Origin of the sequence: Tenacibaculum sp. M341 (assembly GCF_004337695.1) — a bacterium.
In the GTDB taxonomy this organism is placed as follows: domain Bacteria; phylum Bacteroidota; class Bacteroidia; order Flavobacteriales; family Flavobacteriaceae; genus Polaribacter.
Genome location: NZ_SJXJ01000017.1, coordinates 1 through 17,109, shown reverse-complemented (window position 1 = coordinate 17,109; position 17,109 = coordinate 1). Strand labels below are relative to the sequence as shown.

At 29.3% G+C, this 17,109-nt stretch carries 18 protein-coding genes and 1 pseudogene; 9 read left to right on the top strand and 10 right to left on the bottom strand.

Translation table 11 applies throughout. From position 1 onward, the window contains the following. Window positions 1–102 precede the first annotated feature (102 nt). The 6 genes from lgt to EYW44_RS16735 all read right to left on the bottom strand — a co-directional run bounded on the left by lgt (window position 103) and on the right by EYW44_RS16735 (window position 5,011). Window positions 103–969, bottom strand: a complete 867-nt coding sequence (gene lgt / locus EYW44_RS16760) for a prolipoprotein diacylglyceryl transferase (RefSeq protein WP_132725193.1) — start codon at window positions 967–969, stop codon at window positions 103–105. Window positions 970–982: 13 nt separating this feature from the next. Beyond that, on the bottom strand, window positions 983–1,225 hold the full coding sequence (gene yidD, locus EYW44_RS16755; protein WP_132725191.1) for a membrane protein insertion efficiency factor YidD: 243 nt from the start codon (window positions 1,223–1,225) through the stop codon (window positions 983–985). Between the two features lie 15 nt (window positions 1,226–1,240). Beyond that, entirely contained in the window at window positions 1,241–2,719 is a 1,479-nt protein-coding gene (cysS, locus tag EYW44_RS16750; RefSeq protein WP_132725189.1) for a cysteine--tRNA ligase, read from the bottom strand. 220 nt (window positions 2,720–2,939) lie between these two features. Beyond that, entirely contained in the window at window positions 2,940–3,941 is a 1,002-nt protein-coding gene (locus tag EYW44_RS16745; RefSeq protein ID WP_132725187.1) for a hypothetical protein, read from the bottom strand. Continuing rightward, window positions 3,922–4,470, bottom strand: coding sequence for a hypothetical protein (locus tag EYW44_RS16740; protein ID WP_132725185.1), 549 nt, complete (start codon window positions 4,468–4,470; stop codon window positions 3,922–3,924). The genes EYW44_RS16745 and EYW44_RS16740 overlap by 20 nt, the downstream gene beginning before the upstream one ends. Next, window positions 4,454–5,011 (bottom strand): RNA polymerase sigma factor, encoded by a 558-nt coding sequence (locus EYW44_RS16735; RefSeq protein WP_132725183.1) that lies wholly within the window; start codon window positions 5,009–5,011, stop codon window positions 4,454–4,456. Before EYW44_RS16735 ends, EYW44_RS16740 begins: the two co-directional genes overlap by 17 nt. Before the next feature lie 133 nt (window positions 5,012–5,144). Here EYW44_RS16735 and meaB point away from each other — a divergent pair, with 133 nt between their 5' ends. Together meaB and EYW44_RS16725 are read left to right on the top strand one after the other, a co-directional pair. After that, on the top strand, window positions 5,145–6,227 hold the full coding sequence (gene meaB / locus EYW44_RS16730) for a methylmalonyl Co-A mutase-associated GTPase MeaB (protein WP_132725181.1): 1,083 nt from the start codon (window positions 5,145–5,147) through the stop codon (window positions 6,225–6,227). 154 nt (window positions 6,228–6,381) lie between these two features. Further along, entirely contained in the window at window positions 6,382–7,095 is a 714-nt protein-coding gene (locus tag EYW44_RS16725) for an energy transducer TonB (protein ID WP_132725179.1), read from the top strand. Between the two features lie 103 nt (window positions 7,096–7,198). On the opposite strand, the gene EYW44_RS16720 is transcribed toward EYW44_RS16725, so the two are convergent. The 3 genes from EYW44_RS16720 to EYW44_RS16710 form a co-directional block, all read right to left on the bottom strand. Beyond that, on the bottom strand, window positions 7,199–8,179 hold the full coding sequence (locus EYW44_RS16720; RefSeq protein WP_132725177.1) for a PLP-dependent cysteine synthase family protein: 981 nt from the start codon (window positions 8,177–8,179) through the stop codon (window positions 7,199–7,201). A gap of 202 nt (window positions 8,180–8,381) precedes the next feature. Further along, window positions 8,382–8,942, bottom strand: coding sequence for a hypothetical protein (locus EYW44_RS16715; RefSeq protein ID WP_132725175.1), 561 nt, complete (start codon window positions 8,940–8,942; stop codon window positions 8,382–8,384). A 45-nt stretch (window positions 8,943–8,987) separates the two neighbouring features. Continuing rightward, the gene (locus EYW44_RS16710) at window positions 8,988–10,508 is read right to left on the bottom strand and encodes a helicase HerA-like domain-containing protein (protein WP_132725173.1); all 1,521 of its coding nucleotides are present in this window, start codon (window positions 10,506–10,508) and stop codon (window positions 8,988–8,990) included. 126 nt (window positions 10,509–10,634) lie between these two features. Between EYW44_RS16710 and EYW44_RS16705 the strand changes: the two genes are divergently transcribed. From EYW44_RS16705 to EYW44_RS16680, 7 genes are all read left to right on the top strand, one after another. After that, the gene (locus EYW44_RS16705; RefSeq protein WP_132725171.1) at window positions 10,635–11,141 is read left to right on the top strand and encodes a RidA family protein; all 507 of its coding nucleotides are present in this window, start codon (window positions 10,635–10,637) and stop codon (window positions 11,139–11,141) included. Further along, window positions 11,113–11,742 carry a 7-carboxy-7-deazaguanine synthase QueE gene (locus EYW44_RS16700; RefSeq protein WP_132725169.1) on the top strand — a complete coding sequence of 210 codons (630 nt, stop codon included), beginning with the start codon at window positions 11,113–11,115 and terminating at the stop codon, window positions 11,740–11,742. Before EYW44_RS16705 ends, EYW44_RS16700 begins: the two co-directional genes overlap by 29 nt. Before the next feature lie 1,478 nt (window positions 11,743–13,220). Continuing rightward, entirely contained in the window at window positions 13,221–13,409 is a 189-nt protein-coding gene (locus tag EYW44_RS16695) for a hypothetical protein (protein ID WP_132725167.1), read from the top strand. A 353-nt stretch (window positions 13,410–13,762) separates the two neighbouring features. Next, window positions 13,763–15,499, top strand: coding sequence for a tetratricopeptide repeat-containing sensor histidine kinase (locus EYW44_RS16690; RefSeq protein WP_132725165.1), 1,737 nt, complete (start codon window positions 13,763–13,765; stop codon window positions 15,497–15,499). Continuing rightward, window positions 15,499–16,182, top strand: coding sequence for a response regulator (locus tag EYW44_RS16685; RefSeq protein ID WP_132725163.1), 684 nt, complete (start codon window positions 15,499–15,501; stop codon window positions 16,180–16,182). The genes EYW44_RS16690 and EYW44_RS16685 overlap by 1 nt, the downstream gene beginning before the upstream one ends. A gap of 150 nt (window positions 16,183–16,332) precedes the next feature. Beyond that, the gene (locus tag EYW44_RS22315; RefSeq protein WP_165872256.1) at window positions 16,333–16,470 is read left to right on the top strand and encodes a hypothetical protein; all 138 of its coding nucleotides are present in this window, start codon (window positions 16,333–16,335) and stop codon (window positions 16,468–16,470) included. 144 nt (window positions 16,471–16,614) lie between these two features. Further along, the gene (locus tag EYW44_RS16680) at window positions 16,615–17,043 is read left to right on the top strand and encodes a hypothetical protein (RefSeq protein WP_132725161.1); all 429 of its coding nucleotides are present in this window, start codon (window positions 16,615–16,617) and stop codon (window positions 17,041–17,043) included. Here the strand turns inward: EYW44_RS16680 and EYW44_RS22800 are convergent. Continuing rightward, window positions 16,994–17,109, bottom strand: a pseudogene (locus tag EYW44_RS22800) (IS5/IS1182 family transposase); the annotation flags it as partial. The gene EYW44_RS16680 and the pseudogene EYW44_RS22800 sit on opposite strands and share 50 nt — an antisense overlap.

The window sequence follows — 17,109 nt, the reverse complement described above, 5'->3', positions numbered from 1 at the left end:
ATTACTAAAATTTACAACGTTTTTGTAAAAACAAAAAATCCATTCTAGTGAAATTCTAGAATGGATTTTTTACTATTGTTATTATTAATAGCTGTATGCTAATTAATTATTTGTTTCAGTTTTTGATTTTCTAAACACTAACCAAACACCTATCAATACCAATGGGATACTTAAAACTTGTCCTGTATTTAATGAATTGAATACCCAATCTTCTCTGGTTGCTACTTGAGCTTTCTTTACAAACTCTATAAAGAAACGTAACGACCATAAAGCAATCATAAAAACTCCAAACAAATATCCTTCTTTCAGTTTTTTATCTGTTTTCCAATACAAACGCCATAAAATGAAGAATAATATTAGGTAACTAAACGCTTCATATAATTGTGTTGGATGTGCTGGCACCTTCTCTCCCGCTCTCTTAAAAATTACTCCAAAACTAGACCCTGTTGGCTTTCCGTAGATTTCAGAATTGAAGAAGTTTCCTAATCTAATAAAGAAACCTGCTAAAGCAACCATTATCCCCATTCTGTCAAGTATAAATAACCAAGATTTATCTAAATGTTTTTTGGTATAAAAGTATAACGCTATAGGAATAGAAACTGCTGCACCATGACTTGCAAACCCAGAAATCCCAGTAAATTTCCACCCTTTTACAATTCCAAATAACATTTCTGCTCCTTCTTGCCTTCTAAAAGGTAAAATTATCTGTAGTAAATTGTCTTGATAATCAGACCAACTGTAAAAAAAGACTTCTCCTAAACGCATACCAATAAGCATTGATACAAACGTATACATGAAAAGAGGGTCCATTTTTTCTTGTGGAATTTTATCTTCTAGAAAAATCTTCTTCATTAATTGCGTTCCTAGTATAAATGCTATTACAAACATTAAACTATACCATCGAATACTAAATCCGCCAACATTAAAAATCTCAGGATTCCAATCCCAAGTAATTGCTAAGTAGTTCATTTAATCTATTTAGTTAATTTTTATTTTGTTTCTTTTCAGGCACAGGATCATAACCGCTTCCTCCCCATGGATGGCAACTAAAAATTCTCTTTACCGCTAACCAACCTCCGTAAAACAAACCATGCTTTTTTAATGCTTCTAAAGCATAAGAAGAACAAGTAGGATGATACCTACACGTAGCTGGTGTAAATGGAGAAATTGCTGTTTGATAAAAACGAATTAATAATACAAACGGATATATTAAGATTTTTTTCAACGTACCTGAATTATATTAGTTTACAGAAAAAGTTGTGCCTTCTCTACCATCTTTTAATTGAATACCCAGTGCTAATAATTCGTCTCGAATTTGATCAGATAAAGCCCAATCTTTATTATCTCTGGCTTCTTTACGTAACTTTATTAATAACTCTACAACACCATCAAGTTTATCTGAACCTTGCTCTTGCGTATCATCTACTAAACCTAGTACATCAAAAACAAAAGCATTTAAAGTAACTTTTAATACTTCTAAATCATCAGAAGTTATAGTTGCTTTGTTATCTTTTAACTGATTGATAAATTTAACAGCTTCAAAAAGGTGAGAAATTAAAATTGGTGTATTAAAGTCATCATTCATCGCATCATAACACTTTTGCTTCCATTCAGAAACATTAAACGATGAACTTTTAGCTGTTGTAACTGTTTTCAATGCTTTTACCGCCTGCATTAACTTTTGAAATCCTTTTTCAGATGCTAATAACGCATCATTAGAAAAATCTAAAATACTACGGTAATGAGCCTGCATTACGAAAAAACGAACAACTCCTACTCCAAATGCCTTACTCAAAATTTTATTTTCCCCAGATAAAATTTCACCAGGTAAAATACTATTCCCTGTTGATTTTGCCATTTTTTGACTATTCAACAATAACATATTAGCATGCATCCAGTAATTTACAGGCTGAACACCAGAACAAGCATGAGATTGCGCTATTTCACATTCATGATGAGGAAACTTCAAATCCATTCCTCCTCCATGAATATCTATTTGTTCTCCTAAATATTTAGAACTCATTACAGAACACTCTAAATGCCACCCTGGAAAACCATCACTCCAAGGCGAAGGCCAACGCATAATATGAGCATCACTAGCTTTTTTCCAAAGTGCAAAATCTTGTGGATTTCTCTTTTCTGACTGTCCGTCTAAAGTTCTTGTATTATGTATAGCATCTTCAATATTTCTACCAGAAAGAATACCATAATTACTTGTTTCATTATATTTTAGAACATCAAAATATACAGATCCGTTTACCTCATAAGCCAAATCTTTATCCATGATTTCTTTAATCATTTCAATTTGTTCAACTATATGACCTGTAGCTGTAGGCTCGATACTTGGAGGTAAAAAGTTATATTTCTTAGTAATTTCATGAAAGTCTACAGTATAACGCTGAACTACTTCCATTGGCTCTATTTGCTCTAAACGTGCTTTTTTTGCAATTTTATCTTCTCCATCTTCAGAATCACTTTCTAAATGTCCAGCATCAGTAATATTACGTACATAGCGAACTTTGTATCCTAAATGTAACAAATAGCGGAATACCATATCAAAAGACATGAAAGTTCTTAAATTCCCTAAATGTACATGACTATATACTGTTGGTCCACACACATACATTCCAACCCTACCTTCGGTAACTGTTTTAAAAACTTCTTTTGATTTTGATAACGAGTTATAAATTTTAAGCTGATTGTCTTTGTATAGCTCCATGATTTTTGTACTGTGTTTAAAATGTAAATATAGGCACTTTTTTATCAAGTTAAATCATAAACTTTTCTAAAGGAAACAACTTATTTTACTCGTTTTTTGTTTGAAATTAAACATTAGCTTTAACTCTTTGATTTACAAAAGATATATCAAGATAATAGCATACAAAAACACCTCAAATGCGTCCAAACATTTGAGGTGTAATTATTTATTATAACTTTTATTATTTTGAAAACTTTAATGCTCCATACTTAACATCCATATCAAAAGTTGCATTTTTAGGAACCTTTATTTTAATTATCTTTTTTATTTTGAATTTACTTTTGTTTTTTAGAATACTTTTAATCTCTTTTCTTTCTTTTATATATTTCTTTATCTCTTCTTTTCTCTTTTTATTCGCTTCTTTTTTTTCTTTAGCATACCCTTTCATCTTTATTTTCGCTTTTTCAAGTGCTTCTTTTTGTATTTCAACCAACTTTCTCCTTTGATCTTTTCTTTCTTCTTTGAACTCTTTTAACCTTTCGCTTAATTCTTCAGCATTAAACTCTTTAAAATCGAATGCTTTAAACCCTTCCCAATCTTTAAAAAACTGTATCGTTTTGTTAGTTTCCTTATTTTTTATAGTAACAGAATTTCCATCAACTTTTACTTCTACTTCTTCCCCTAAAAGTTTTTCATTTTTCTTTTTCCATTCTTCTAAATACTTTTTGTTTTTCTTGTATTCATCAAAATCAAAACTTAAAAATATCTCTGGCATTTTAAATTCAGGTAATTCAAATATCATTTCAGGCATCTCTGGCATTTCAAAATCTACCGAATCTAAAATATCTAAACTCCCTATTGATAATTCTGATAATGAATTTGCTAAAGAACTATAATCTGGTATGTCAAAATCAAAATGCGATAAATTAATTCTATTATTAGATCTTGAAGTGATACTAATTCTTTCTTTATTTCCTTTCACATCAAAATCCCACTTCTCATAAAACTCTTTTTTCATTTCATCAGTAACACCTTCTCCTTCAATAATCATTTCGGTCTCTATAACAACCTTGTCTTTATTCCATGTTTCTATTTCTATATCTGAATGTCTTGAATTAATATCAATTACAACATCTGAATTTACTTTAAACTCTTCTTTAAAATTATGTTTTGATTTTTGAGCTTGTAAAACTCCCATACTAAAAATTAGTAATGTGATTATTTTATATGGTACTATTTTCATTGTTTTTTTCTTTAGTTTGTAACTCTTTAATTTGATCTTTCAGTTGAATTAACAACTGCAAACGTAACTGAAGATTGATAATCAAGGCATCAATAGTATTGGTATCTAACACTTCTGCAGTAAGCTTTTTACTCAACCTTTTATAATCAATATCTAACTTATTAACCTTCTCTAAATACTCGTCCAATAAGGTCTTATTTTCTGGAGTAACTTGTAAACTAGCTATTTCATAATTAATTGCTGTTAAATAGTAGTTCTCTATTTTTTTCATTTCTGGAGAAATCGTTCCTAAATTAATTTCTTTTAGGTTATTTTCTGATGGATTTACAGTAGTTTCTTTCAAAAAGAAAGACACTCCAACACTTATTAAAATAATAACAGATGCTGCTACATATAACCATTTATATGATTTCTTCTTTTCAGGAAATTCTTTATGAAGTTTTCCTAAGAATTTTTGCTCGTGCTCGGTTGAAAGAGAAAATTGTTCCTCCTTAAATTCTTTCATTATATTTCTAATATCCTTCGGCATAGTTCATTGTTTTTAAATATTGTCTAACTAATTTTTTTCCTCTTAACAAATGTGTTCTTGAAGTTACAACTGTAATTCCTAAAACCTCGGCTATTTCACTATGATCATATCCTTCTATTAAATACAACATTAACACCAATCGATATTTTTCTTTTTGAGCTTTAATTGCCGATACAATCATTTCGGTAGAAACTTCGTCTTCAACCTCCCAATCATTGTCTTCACTAACATTCAATACTTCTTCATTAATTGCTACTAATGATAGTCTCTTTTTCTTTAACTCATCTATACTCTGATTAATTACAATTCTCTTTAACCAAGCACCAAAAGCAACTTCTTTTTTATAAGACTGAATATTTTTAAATGCTTTTATAAAAGCATCTTGCATTACATCCTCAGCTACAGCTGTATCTTTCACATATCTTACCGCTACATAAAACATTGACTTACAATACAAATTATATAATTGAATTTGTGCTTTTGGTTTTTGTTTCTTACACTCATTAATGAGCTTTTGATGTATTTCTTTGTTTGGTGACATTTATTAGTTTCTTGCCATAAAGACGATTATTTTTTCTTAGCGTTGCATTTTTAATTTCAAGTAATTAAAAAAGTTGAAATAACTTCACTAATTTATTTCTAAATTTACAACATAGTATTCTTTTTTTAATGTAATGGCAAAGGCTTCAAAATCAAATTTATCTGAAAAGGCAGGAGTTTCACAACCTGAAACCACTAGCATGAATGCTGCTAAAAAAATAAAAGCAAGCCGAAGAAAACAAGTAGAAGCTTCCACTTATATCTCAAAAATTTTAGACGGTAGCATTCCTTTTTTAAGTAAAGCTATTACACTTATTGAAAGTACGAATGCCAAACATCAACAAAAGGCAAATACTATTTTAGAAGCTTGTTTACCCCACGCTAACAAATCAGTAAGAATTGGAATTACAGGAGTGCCTGGTGTTGGAAAAAGTACTTTTATAGAAGCTTTTGGTAAATATTTGACCGCCCAAGGTAAAAAGGTAGCTGTTTTAGCAGTAGACCCAAGTAGTTCTGTTAATAGTGGAAGTATTTTAGGTGATAAAACTAGAATGGAACAATTAGTTACTGATGAAAATGCTTTTATTCGTCCTTCTCCTTCTGGAACTTCTTTAGGAGGTGTCGCTCAAAAAACAAGAGAAAGCATTATACTGTGTGAAGCTGCTGGTTTTGATACTATTATTATTGAAACTGTGGGTGTTGGACAAAGTGAAACTGCAGTACATTCAATGGTAGACTTTTTCTTGCTACTGAAACTATCTGGAGCTGGTGATGAACTCCAGGGGATTAAACGTGGTATTATTGAAATGGCAGATGCTATTGTAATTAATAAAGCTGATGGAGATAATGTTAAAAATGCTAAAATTGCAAAAGTTGAATTTAACAGAGCATTACATTTATATCCGCCCAAAGAAAATGGATGGACTCCAAAAACAATGATTGCTAGTGCATTAAACAATAAAGGTATAGAAGAAATCCATACCATGATTTCAGATTATATTAAAGATGCAAAAGAATCAGGTTTTTTTGAAAGCAAAAGAACAAAACAAAATAAAAACTGGTTATTTTCTACAATTGAAGAAGCTCTAAAACAACAATTTTACAAGAATCCTAACGTGGTTATTGAACTAGAAAAAGAAATCAAAAAATTAGAAAATGGAACATCTACTCCATTCAACTCGGCGAAAAAACTGTTAAAAAATACCATTTATAGTTAAAATACTACCAATTATCGATAAAATTTGCATAATTCAATAAAAAAATGTTTTATTTGTACAAGCCCATTAATTGATTGATTAGCAACCAAGTGACCTAACAGCCAATTATGTGTCTTAAAAATGTAAGTATAAAACAAACAAAATCCCTCATCCCATGAAAAAAGTATTATACACTTTATTTATAGCTTTTGCTATAAGTAGTTATGCACAAAAAGATACTTGTGAATCTGATCAAAACACTATTGAAAGTTTAAATAGCATTACTAAATGTACTGTTCAAGAAACTGAAAAGAAAGACAAGAAAAAATCTAGACAATTAACGGTAAGAGTATCTGCATCTAAAAAGCGTTTCTTAAAAAAGAGAAAAAGAAATCTTGCTGCTACAAGTAATGATTTAAGCGGAGCTGGTATCTCTGACATCCAACAAGGTTCAAATATCTCTAAATCTTTAAAAATTAAAACGAATCTTGATGCTTTAACTAATAGATTAACTAGAGAAGAAGTTAGAAGTGCTCAAAAATTTAACGAAGTTGATAATTTAGCTGCTTTCCCAGATTGTAAAGGTACTGGAGATCAATTAAGTTGTTTTAATGACGAAATGATCAAGCACATTCAAGAATACTTCGTATATCCTGATGAAGCTATTGTAAATAAATTAGAAGGTGAAGTTTGGGTTCGTTTTATCATAGATAAAGAAGGTAATGTTACTAACATTAAAGCTTTAGGACCTAAAGGTGGTAAAATATTAAAAGAAGAAGCTATTAGAGTAGTTTCTCATTTACCTAAATTTGAACCAGCAACAGTTAATGGTGAGCCAGTATCAATAAAATATGGTTTCCCTATTAATTTCTCTTTAGAAGATTTATAGAATTGAAAATATTTAATACGTTAAGCATTTGACATAAAAAAATCCATCAATTAATTTGATGGATTTTTTATTTTGAGTATTCAAATTACTCTTCTAAAGTATCTTATTCGATGTATCCTTTTTCTCTCATCCAATCATCATTGAACATTTTACCAACGTAACGACTTCCGTGATCATGGAAAAGTACCACAACGACATCATCTTTTGTAAAATGCTCTTTTAATTGTAAAACTCCTTTCATAGCTGCTCCTGCTGAGTTTCCTAAAAACATTCCCTCTTCCTTTGCTAACAATTGAGTATAAACAGCTGCATCTTTATCAGTTACTTTTGTAAATCCATCAATAATATCAAAGTTTACATTTTTAGGTAAAATATCTTCTCCAATACCTTCGGTAACATATGGGTAAATTTCATTCTCATCAAAAATACCTGTTTCGTGATATTTTTTAAATACAGAACCGTACGTATCAATTCCCCATACCTTAACATCAGGATTTTGCTCTTTTAAATATTTTCCAACACCAGAAATAGTACCTCCTGTACCAACACCTACTATAAAGTGAGTTATCTTTCCTTCAGTTTGTTTCCATATTTCTGGACCAGTGCTTTCATAGTGTGCTATTGCATTACTAGGATTATCATACTGATTTACATACCATGCATTTTCAGTTTCTTCTGCCATTCTTTTAGAAACAGAATAATAACTTCTTGGATCATCTGGCTCAACATTCGTAGGACAAACTACTACCTCTGCTCCTACCGCTCTAAGAATATCTATTTTCTCTTTACTTTGTTTATCTGCCATTACAAAAATACACTTGTAACCTTTTACAATTGCTGCTAAAGCTAAGCCCATTCCTGTATTTCCTGAAGTTCCTTCTATAATAGTACCACCTGGTTTCAGTCTTCCATCTACTTCAGCATCTTCAATCATCTTCAATGCCATACGATCTTTAACAGAATTTCCAGGATTAAAAGTTTCATATTTAGCTAAAACCAAGCAAGGTAATTCATTTGCCAACGCATTTATTTTAACTAAAGGCGTATTCCCTATGGTTTCAAGTATGTTTTTTGCGTACTTCATTTTCTAATTTTTGATATGCAAATATAGTTGGGTTAAAATAAATTTAATGTAAAATTGCAATAAAAAAATCCCAAAAAAATTGGGATTCTTTAATTTTAACTTAAGTTAATCATTAAAAACATATTCTATAAATTAACTTAGTGTGAAATATTTTAATCTTGATTTTAAACAATCAGCATAAAAAACACTGAATTTCAAACCATTAATTAAACCAAACGATAAACGATTTTACTTTTGCTAAATCTGGTATTTGTTCTATACTTACTTTTTGCATGCTAAAATCAGCCAAACCTAATTGCTCTTTATCAATAGAAATAGTAGCATTTAAATCGTCTATAAAAATAGTAGCAGATTTAAAAGATGTTTCTATTTTACTAATTGCATTGTTTGCATTAATTTCTCTGAAAGAAGATTTAATATTCAATCCACTTTCTGTAGCGTAACGTTCGTCAAAAATTTCAATACTTTTTATAGTAGAGGTAGAATCTAATTCTTGTTTAGGTACAATCGTTAATAAATGCTTCCCTCCTTTTTCATAAATCTGATATTCATCCTCATCTTGAAAAGAATAATTTCCTTTAGCTCCTTCACTTAAAATTTTAACAATAGAATCTTTTGCAAAAATTTTATCTAATTGTTCAATAGTAGTTTCTGTTGTTAACTCCCCTACTTTACCTTTAGATATTGTGTATTTATCCTTTCCACATTGAACAAAAAGAATTGAAATTGATACAATTAAAATAGTGTTAAATAGTTTTCTCATATGATGCTTGATTTCTAAATATAACGATTCGTTTTACCTTTTAGTTTATAATACTTTCTTTAAAATACCAAATACTGCTCTTATAAAAGTAGCACTTGTTAATACTTTTACTACTGGATTTTGTCTACTACTTCTGCTAGAACTTGATGTTCTTCTCTTTCTTATTTTCTCCTCTTCTTTTCGTTCATCTTCTGCAGATTTTTCTTCGTTTATTTTCTTGATTTTTTCTCCTAATAATTCATATGCACTTTCTCTATCAACAGTATCATTATACTTTTTGACCAACTTAGAAGCGTTTAAAACATCTTGAATTTCTCTTTCTGAAAGAATATCCATTCTACTCATAGGCGCTCTTAACATTGTTCTAGCTAACGGAGTTGGAATTCCTTTTTCATTTAATGCAGTTACAAAAGCTTCTCCTATTCCTAATTGAGTTAAAACTTCACTAGTGTTGTAAAAATCAGAATCAGGATAGTTTTCAGCAGCCAACTTCAATGCTTTTCTATCTTTGGCTGTAAAAGCACGTAATGCATGTTGTACTTTCATTCCCAACTGTGCCAATACATCTTCTGGTACATCTTTCGGGTTCTGAGTTACAAAGTATAAACCAATTCCTTTAGATCTAATTAACTTTACAATACTTTCTATTTGACTCAACAAAGCTTTTGAAGCTTCATCAAATACCAAATGTGCTTCATCTATAAATATAATTAATTCAGGGCGCCCACTATCTCCTTGTTCAGGAAAAGTTTCATATACTTCCGCCAATAATTGTAACATAAAGGTTGAAAACAACTTAGGCTTATCTTGTATATCAGTTAATCTTAATACAGATATTACACCTTTACCATCTTCATTTATTCTGGTTAAATCATCAACTTCAAAAGACTTTTCACCAAAAAATAATTCTCCTCCTTGCTGTTCTAACTCAACAATTTTACGTAAAATAGCTCCAGTACTTGAAGAAGAAATACGTCCATATTCAGCAGAAATCTCTTCTTTCCCTTCTGCTGTTATAAACTGTAACATTTTCTTAAAATCCTTTAAATCTAATAAAGGTAATTGATTATCATCACAGTATTTAAAAATAATTGCTACTATACCCGATTGAGTCTCGGTTAAATCTAATATTCTAGATAATAAAACTGGGCCAAATTCAGAAACTGTTGCTCTTAATCGTACTCCATCTTGTTCAGAAATTGATAGTATTTCAACAGGAAATTTTTGAGCATTAAATGGAATTCCAATTTTCTGATGCCTTTCATCTATCTTCGGATGCCCATCACTCGCCTGCGCCAAACCACTTAAATCTCCTTTAACATCCATTAAAAGTACTGGTATTCCTTTATCAGACATATTTTCTGCCAACACTTGTAGTGTTTTCGTTTTTCCAGTACCTGTAGCACCAGCTATTAGTCCATGTCTATTTAAAGTTTTTAAAGGAATATTTACCAATGCATTTGTAACGGTTTCCTCTTCTAACATTCCTGCTCCAAGGGTAATAAAATCACCTTCACAAGCATATCCATCATTAATGTAATTAAAGAAAGCTTCTTTTTGACTCATGGTAGTTTATTTTCGATAAAAATACTATTAATATTAGCATTTTAAAAAAAATGCGTACCTATTTATTGTATCTAACTTTACATCCTTTTAATTACTTTTGTTAATCAACCAAAAAACATACTGATTATGAGACTTATTAAAATTTTAAGCATTGGTTCACTTATTATGATGGGGGCTTGCAAAGAAACCATTCAAAAAGAAATAATTGTTGAAAAAGCAACAAAGAAGGATCTCATATATCATTCATCTAAATTAGAACGCAAAAAAGATGCTCCTTTTTCTGATGCTGTTGAAGTGGGTAATACTTTATATTTAGCAGGACAAGTTGGTATTAATCCTACAACAGGTAAATTACCGGAAGGCGGTATTGAAGCTGAAACAAGGCAAACCTTAGAAAACATAAAAGAAGTATTAAAACATCATGGTTCTAATCTTGAACATGTAGTAAAATGTACTGTTATTTTATCTACTACAGATGATTTTAGTAATTTTAATAAAATTTTTCGTGAATATTTTCCTAAAAATAAACCTGCAAGAACTACATTTGCAGGCGATTTACTCGTAGGAGCAAAAATTGAAATAGACGTAATAGCTGTAAAGGTAGATGGATTTAAAGACGCAAGAGTTAATTAAAGAAGGAAAAATGCTTCCGTTAATGGAAGAGTTTTACACCATACAAGGTGAAGGTGCTTACACTGGTACTGCTGCTTATTTTATAAGAATTGGTGGTTGTGATGTAGGTTGCCATTGGTGCGATGTTAAAGAAAGTTGGAATGCAAAACTGCATCCTCCAACACATGCTGATATTATTGTTGAAAATGCAAAAAAATATGCTGAAACAGTTGTTATAACTGGTGGTGAACCTTTAATGTGGAGTTTAGACTATATTACTGAACAATTAAAAAATCAGGATATCAAAACACATATTGAAACTTCTGGAGCATATGCTTTTTCTGGAACTTGGGATTGGTTTTGCTTATCTCCTAAAAAAACAAAATTACCTTTAGATAGAGCTTATGAAGAAGCTGATGAATTAAAAATAATTATTCATAATAAGAGTGATTTTAAATTTGCTGAAGAACAAGCGGCAAAGGTTAACAGTAAGAGTTTACTTTTTTTACAACCTGAATGGAGTAAACGAGAAAAAATGATTCCTTTAATTATTGATTATGTAATGAACAATCCTAAATGGAAAGTTTCATTACAAACACATAAATACTTAAACATACCTTAATAATACTATCTATTGTAAGCTCTAAAGACTAATTAATAGAGTTTTTAATAAAACCATATCATATAAAAACAAAAAAAAACACCTTACTTAAGGCGTTTTTTTTGTTTTGGTATCTTTTAAAATTTTCCTTTTGTGAGCTAAAGATACTTTTCTTTCCTTTTTTTTCATAGAATTCCCCCCTCGAACGACTATGATATAAAGTCTTTTATACCCGACCTAAAAATGTAATAGGCTTTTTAACTGATACAAAGATATTTGATATGTTTTACAAACCTGTGCGGTTTTACCGCACTTTTTGTGCGGTAAAACCGCAAATCTGCTTTTTTTCTATTTTTTTAACGTTTTTTAACATTTCAATTAAATTTTGTATATTTGTCTCGGAATGGTACAATTAAATATACATACAACATCAAGTAACGTAATAGTTATTGACAGTTTTAGAGGAGCAAAACCTATGTTTTTGCACCTTCGAATGTTATTTTATGATATATAATGATTATTAAAAAATAAAAATTACCATATAAAAAAGGCGTTCGAAATTATTCGGACGCCTTTTTTAATTTATAGTTATTAATGAAGATAGAACAATATACATAATCTGTGAAAGATTTATTTAACAGAAAACAGCTAAATAAAGGCTGAAAAAAGTTTAAATATTTATCATCTAGACCTAAAAATCTGGACAGGATTCCTATTGCAAAAACCCGACTTAAAACACTGTAAATCAAATAAATAAATTCAAAATAAAGTTGCAAACATTGAAAAAAAGTCGTATATTTGTATTGTAATCAAATAAAACTATTATTATAAATACACAATTTAAAAACACACAGAATTATGAAACTAATTTATTTACGTACAAACATAGAGGGGTCGCCGATTAGAGCTGTTCATTCAAGCGTATCGATGAGTAAAGATGTTTTTTGTAATTTTCAATATTTAAGAAAATAACTAACAATTTAAATTCTAAAATATATACAAAACACAAAGACATCTTGTAATAAGATGTCTTTTTTGCTTTATTACAAAGCGCATCAAAAATATTGTTTACTTTTGCTAAGTAATGAAAAAAGATAAAAAAGTTATGAATCCATCGATATTGCTAATCCTAAATGAAAAAGGACGTTTACTCATTAAAACGTAGCAGTCACTAAAATTATATTTGGTATTAATACTATCTAATGTAATTTAATTTTAAAATTGACTAGCGTTCACGTAAAAATTGCAAAACGCTTCCTTAAAAATAACGATAATGTAGAATTCCTGAAGCCTGTGCTCAATAGGCCTTGGTAGTTCAAGTCTTCACGAATTGATATTCTTTCAATTCAATTCTACAAAACCACCTGATTTACTCGGGCTGGATGCTTATTGCCTCAGTTTTTCTGATGCCTTAAGAATAGAAATTAAATATAAAAACTAAAAACAGCTGCATAATGCGGCAAGGAAAACTATTGTCTAATAAATAAGAAAGTTAAGTTATGAGAAATTTAAAATTATTGCTAATGATCATCGTCCTATTCGTTATCACTACAAGTTGTACAGATAACACAGACGAACTAATTACAACTACTCAAAACACAGATATTCCTCTTGATCAACTAAATGAAGCTTCTACCTTGTATATTCCTACTGGTGGTAGTGACAAAGGAGGAACTGGTAAAGAATAATTATTTATACAAACCTCTAATATCTATTAGAGGTTTTTTTTTAGATTTGTTTTTGACAAAAATTTTCAGTTATCAAAATCAAATACTTAATATACTTTTTTTTTATTTTAAAGATTTCTAATTCATCTACAAAAAAGACTCATTTTTTTATTGAAAATGATAGTTTAAAAAAATGGATTAAAAACGCAAAGAATAAAAAATTAGATTTTAATTTCAGAAAGAAAAATCTAAATAAAGCTTACCTATATATTAAAAACAGAAAAGAAAGTTATTTAAAAGAGTATAGCTCTATCACTTTTAGATATTACAAACTTAAAGATACGCTTCGTTTCCTTGAACTTAATAAAGAGCTATTGAACTTAGCTAAAAAAAATAATAATCTATTTGTTATTGGAGACGCACATTGGAATTATGCATCTTATTATATAAATCTCGAAATGCATGAAAAAGCATTTCTGCATTTCAATGAGGGATTTAAAGCTTTTAATAAAGGTAATTATAAATATGAGTCTGCTAAGATGTTATATGGAATGGCTGACATTAAGGGAATATATAGGGATTACATCAGTAGTGAGATATTAACTATTAAATCTATAGAGATATTCAAAAACCTTGATAAATATTATGACTTATATGTTTTGTATAATTATCTAGCAATCATACAAGAACAAATTAAAGAATTCGACAAAGCCTTAAAATATTACAACAAAGCCTTGTCTTACTATAAAAAAGTAGATAACAACAATAAAAGATATTTAAGTATCTACAATAATATTGGTAATATTTACTTCAAGAAAAAAGATTATAAAAAAGCTATTGAATTTTACAATAAAGAATTTGAAAAAAACATAAGTGAAGAGCAATACGCTAGAACAACTGATAACCTAGCTTATTGTAAATTGAAAATGAACGATACCACTGGAGTTAAAACACTTTTTTTCAAAGCATTGGATATTAGAGAACGTATAAATAATAAAACTGATATAACTTTTAATAAAATTCATATCTCTGATTATTATTTATATAAAAAAGATACTATCAATGCTTTAAGATATTCTAATGAAGCACATAAACTAGCAAAAGAATTAAAAAGCGGAGAAGATTACTTAACAACTTTACAACAGCTTTCTAAATTAGATACTAAAAACTCAAAAAAATACTTAGACCGTTACATTGAGTTTAATGACAGTTTGATAATGGTAGAACGTAGAACCCAAAATAAGTTCACACGTATAGAATTTGAAACTGATGAAATAAAAGAAGAAAGTGAACGCTTAGCTTTAAAAGCCGAAATATTAAGTCAACAACGTATTTGGATTGTAGGTGGTAGTATTTCTTTATTACTTATTTTAAGCTTATTATATTTTTTAAGGGTACAGAAAGTACAAAATGAAAAACTACGTTTAGAAAGTGAGCAACAAAAAGCAAACGAAGAGGTATACGTTTTAACTTTACAACAACAAGCCAAATTAGAAGAAGAGCGCGTAAAAGAACGTAATCGTATTTCAGCAGAACTTCATGATGGTATTTTAGGAAAACTATTTGGCACACGTGTAAACCTAGGTTTTCTGGGTATGCAAATGACTACAGATACTCAAGAAAGCCACCAAAAGTTTTTAGATGATCTTCAAGACATAGAAAAAGAGATTAGAGAAGTTTCTCATAAATTAAGTGATAATTTTGATGATTCTAACATAAATTTTGTAACAATTATACAACAGCTACTAGAAGAAAAAGGCGTGATAGGAAGTTTTCAGACTCATTTCTCATCTGACAAAAACATTGCTTGGACCAAAATAAATGAGATTACAAAAGCTAATGTATACAGAATCATACAAGAAGCATTACAAAATATAATTAAGCATGCAAATGCCAAAAATGTGCATTTAATTTTTTATCTTGACAATGAAAGTTTGGCTATAAAAATTAAAGATGATGGTGTTGGTTTTGACACCAAAAAAGGCAAAAAAGGAATAGGAATTAAAAATATAAACACAAGAGTTAAAAAACTGGATGGTACCTTATTATTTGATTCAAAATTAAATGAAGGTACTGAATTAAAAATTATAATACCTTATACCCTCATATAATGCAATTAAAAAAGTATAATGCTTTATTAATAGACGATCATCCCCTTATTGCTGAAGCTTACAAAAGTGCTTTTAAGTTTATTCAAAGTCAAGATGAAAATATAGCATTTTCTATACAAACTGCTGTAGATTGTGATAGTGCTTGTGAAATTTTAAAGGAATTTGCTGCTGGTGAAACTCCATTACATATAGTTTTTTTAGATATGAGATTACCACCTTCAAAAGACGGAACTATTCTTTCTGGTGAAGATTTAGGTATTCAAATAAACAAAATGCTTCCAGAAACAAGCATCATTGTTTCAACAACTTTTAATGATAATTATAGAGTGCATAGTATTCTAAAAAACATCAATCCTGATGGTTTTTTAGTAAAAAATGACCTTACTCCTAACGAACTTGTTTTAGCTATTAAAAACGTATTAAGTAATACCCCATATTACAGTAAAACTGTAATGAAATTAGTTAGAAATGAAGTTTCAAGTGATTACTTACTTGATGACGCTGATCGTAAAATTATTTACGAACTTTCTATCGGTACGAAGACTAAAGATTTACCTAATATTATCAATCTTTCTTTACGCAGTATAGAAAAGCGAAAACAACAAATTAAACATATTTTTGAGATAGAGGATGCTGATGACCGTGAGTTAATTTTAACAGCTCGAGAAAAAGGCTTCATTTAAACTCAATTCAACACACTTAAAAACAATATTTTACCTTTAATTAATTTTTTCTTAAAATCGTTAATTAACATTATTTTACTTTTTTCAATTAGCTAAGAATAATTATTGATGATTACTTTCGAGTTTCAATAATCATTATAAATTATTTTTATGAAAAAAACATTATTAGCCGCTGTACTATTATTTACAGCAATTGCAAATGCTCAAGAAAAAAGCGAAAAATTAGTTATTAAAAAAGGAACTTGGAATATCGCAGGAAATTTATCATTAGGTTTTTCAAATAACTAAAGGCAAAATTATAGTCAATACCCTTACAGCACGTTTAATGAATCTAAAAATTTTGCATACAATATACTACCCAGTACCAGTTATTTTATAAGTGATAATCTTTCTGTAGGATTAGGAGTCGGTTTTGGACACGCTTTTTCTGAATTGAGTGCACCCAACGATACTAGAACTAGCAATTCTTACTCTATAGCTCCGTTTGTAAAAAAATACTTTGCTATTGGTAAAAAAGTAAGTTTATCACTAAAAGGAGAAGCTAGTTACGCACGCATTAATACTCGAAATAATGATTTTGATACTGTTAATGACATTTATACTAACTCATACTTTATAGGAATTAAACCAGGTATTACATTTTTCGTTTCTAAAAACCTTGCTTTAGAAACAACTTTTGGTTCACTAGGATATCGAAATTCTGAAAATACATATGCTGGTCCAAGTACAGGTGTTTTTACTCGTCATAATGAAAGTTTCTCTTTTAATTTACAATCGTCTGATTTATTTTTTGGATTATCATACTACGAAGTCATCTTGACTTTTCAATTTTATGAAATTTCTTTAATCCGATTACAATAAATGCTAGGAAATTAAAGCCTTTCCAACTAGTAATTGTGGTGTCAAATCTATTCAATAAAGAACGAA